Source organism: Acidimicrobiia bacterium (assembly GCA_029210695.1).
Lineage (GTDB): Bacteria > Actinomycetota > Acidimicrobiia > Spongiisociales > JAHEDJ01 > JAHEDJ01.
On record JARGFH010000131.1, the window covers coordinates 1 to 2,854 of the forward strand.

A 2,854-nucleotide genomic window follows, 5' to 3' on the forward strand; every position below is an offset into this window, starting at 1 on the left:
TTCTCCCAGGTCAGAAGGCATTTTCTATGTCAATCCCAACCGTCAGACACCGATCAGACCGGTGGATCCAGGCTAAGAACCTCGAGAGGAAGTTGGCAACCGCGGTGACGTCGCCGTCGACCCGCTCGATCATCTCACCCGGGGTGGTATCGGTGTGGTATCCCATGTCGAGGCCGAGCAGGTGTTCGGCGAGGTCCTCACGAAGGGCGTTGGTGGCGGTCCACCCCACGTCGGCCCCGAGGTAGGTGGCGCCGGCGGAGAGGAACTGGTTGGCGACCCCTGCCACTAGATAGAGGATACCGGCGCCGACCAGCCCGGCCAGCGCCGCGCCTGCGAGCGCTGAGTCGATGAACCGGCGCAGGATCAGCGGAACGATGATCTGGAGCCCGATGGAGGCCAGCAGGGCGGCGCTGAGCATCGCCACGCGCCCGGCCTGCGGCCGGAGGTAGCGAGTCAGTGTCTGCCGATAACTGGGTGCCGTCATGCGCTCTTCTCATATTCCGTTTTCGCGCGGGATTCCCACCGTATAGGGCGCGATCCCCGCGCGAAAACGGGAGTTCTGGTGCTGGTTGAAGACGAAAGCTACCGGATCGCGGCGGGCGGATGCGGTGCAATTAGCCGGGTGGCAACCACTGGGCCAGCCAGCCTTCGGTGCGGTCCCACATCTCCTGCGCCAGATCGTTGTCGGCCGCCAGGTTGCTGATCGTCCTCTCGGATCGCTTCCCGTAGTACCGTCCGCTGACCCCTGCCAGGTGAGGCTCGCTCGCCGCCCAGATAGAGGTGTCCGCCCCCTCTTCGATTGTCTGCCCTTGCCTGGCGAACATCATTCGCAGCGGTCGCGGAAGATCCCGCCAGATCTCGCTGGCGACCAATCCAGGATGCACGATGTGCACATCGACACCGCTCCCGTCGAGGCGGTGCGCCCATTGGCGGCCGTCGAGGATGTTGGCCAGCTTGGAGACCCGGTACTCCGGGTTGCCTAGAACGGATGAGGTTCGTCGTTGGAGGCGATCCCACTTGACCTCTTTGACGTTGTGGTGCACCGATGAGGCGACGACGACCAGGCGAGCAGGGGCCGAATCGATCAGGAGGGGTTCAAGCCATCTGGTCAAGAGGTGGTGGCCGAGGTGGTTCGTGGCGAAGGCGATCTCGAAACCCTCAGCGCTGACGCCTTTTGTGCCGCCAACGCCCGCGTTGTTCACCAGGACGTCGAGCGGACGTCCGGAAGCAAGGAAGGTGCGGGCGGCATCTCGCACCGAACCAGGAGACGCAAGGTCGACCATGAGGAAATCGGCGGTACCGCTTTCCGTCTCGATCTGGCGGATAACCGTCTCCGTCTTTCCCAACGACCGACCGGCGAGGGTCAGAGTTGCACCGCGTGCGGCCAATTCGAGCGCCGTGGCTTTTCCGATGCCCGCGCTGGCGCCGGTAATCAATACCTGTTTGCCGCGGATGTTCCACTCGGTCAATGGAGGATCCTCAATCTCTGAACGTGGCTGGATCGAGACGACGACGATCGACGCTCACATCGAAAACGTCACCTCGGAAATAGTGCTCGGACGGATCGAAGTTCTGTCTTTCGCCGCGGACGGCCGTCACGTCGATGTCCGCCACGACCAGACGCTCCTCGTCGGCGACCGGCTCGACTACCCAGCGTCCGTCGGGTCCGGCAATCGCGGAACCGCCGTTGTAAAAGGAATCCTCAGCACCCGCAACGGCCTCATCATGAAGCGGGAACTCGTCCGGGATGTCCCCGGGGCGGAGCAGCGCTCCCGCCGAGAGAACGAAGCACCGCCCCTCTTTGGCGATGAAGCGTGTGATGTCCTCGGTCAGCTCGGCGGAACCCGGCCAGGCGGCCACGTGGAGATCCATACCCTGGGCGTAGAGGGCGTGTCGAGCCGTTGGCAGCCAGTTTTCCCAGCAGTTGAGACCTCCCACCCGTGCTCTCCCCAGATCATGCACCTGGAGGCCGTGTCCGTCGCCGGTGCCCCACACAAGACGCTCTTCGAAGGTCGGCATCAGTTTCCGGTGTGCGGACACGATGCCGTTGGAGGGATCGATTGCGACGAGAGTGGCGTAGACGGTTCCTCCGCTGGCCGATCGCTCGGTGATACCCAGATACGTGAACACCCCCGGTCTCGGCCGCAGTGCCGGCGATAGTTTGCGGCTCGGGACCATCGAGCGTTACCGCGACTTCGAGATAGAACGCATATGCGGCCTTCTGATCCCCGGCTACCCAGCGCGCACCATCGGTGCGTGTCACCCAGAATGGGTAGCCCGATAGGAACGTCTCCCCGAACGCGACCAGATCCACGGCGTCCTCGGCCGCTTTCTGAATCCATTCGATCACCCGGTCGGTGGTGGCTTCCTTGTTTCCCCAGACCGGGGCTGTTTGGGCTGCAGCAATACGCACGGAGTGGAAGTTAGTCGCTGGTCGCTCGTTGACTACCGGCGGATCAAGGTCAGCAGCAGGATCGTCGGTTCCAACGCCAGAACCGCGTGTTGGAGGTGGGCCGGCATATGCACCCATGATCCTGGAACGGCAACCGTCTTCTCTTCGCCGAGTACGAGTTCTGCTCGCCCGCTGATGATCTGCACGATCGCCGGCCTGGATGCCGTGTGTTCGGTGAGTTCCTGGTCCGTGTCGAAGGCGAACAGCACCAGGCGGATCTCGTCGTCCTTGTATAGAACCCGGCTGAGGGTTCCGTCTTTCGGGATTTCCACTTCTGAGGCAAGGTCGGTGATGACGGTGGCGAGTGATGTGTCCATTCGGTCAAGGCTAGACACCCCAGGGTTGTATCTTGTCAAGCGGCGGCTTTGTCTCGTGTTGTCTGGCGGTGGGCCCAGGCGGTGT

The 2,854-nt window shown here is 63.1% G+C and carries 3 protein-coding genes and 1 pseudogene; all 4 read right to left on the minus strand.

The genetic code is table 11. The features are described 5' to 3' along the window. Positions 1-10: 10 nt before the first annotated feature. A complete protein-coding gene (locus P1T08_18600) occupies positions 11-484 on the minus strand; it encodes an ABC transporter transmembrane domain-containing protein (GenBank protein MDF1598084.1) in 474 nt (157 codons plus the stop codon). 130 nt (positions 485-614) lie between these two features. Continuing rightward, positions 615-1,469: an SDR family NAD(P)-dependent oxidoreductase gene (locus tag P1T08_18605; protein MDF1598085.1), complete on the minus strand. Its 855-nt coding sequence runs from the start codon at positions 1,467-1,469 to the stop codon at positions 615-617. A 10-nt stretch (positions 1,470-1,479) separates the two neighbouring features. Continuing rightward, a pseudogene (locus tag P1T08_18610) lies at positions 1,480-2,413 on the minus strand (carbon-nitrogen hydrolase family protein). Positions 2,414-2,445: 32 nt separating this feature from the next. After that, positions 2,446-2,769: a cupin domain-containing protein gene (locus P1T08_18615; GenBank protein ID MDF1598086.1), complete on the minus strand. Its 324-nt coding sequence runs from the start codon at positions 2,767-2,769 to the stop codon at positions 2,446-2,448. Positions 2,770-2,854 lie beyond the last annotated feature (85 nt).

Coding starts and splice junctions, on each gene's coding strand:
- P1T08_18600 (MDF1598084.1), bottom strand. CDS start 484: ATGACGGCACCCAGTTATCGGCAGACACTGACTCGCTACCTCCGGCCG.
- P1T08_18615 (MDF1598086.1), bottom strand. CDS start 2,769: ATGGACACATCACTCGCCACCGTCATCACCGACCTTGCCTCAGAAGTG.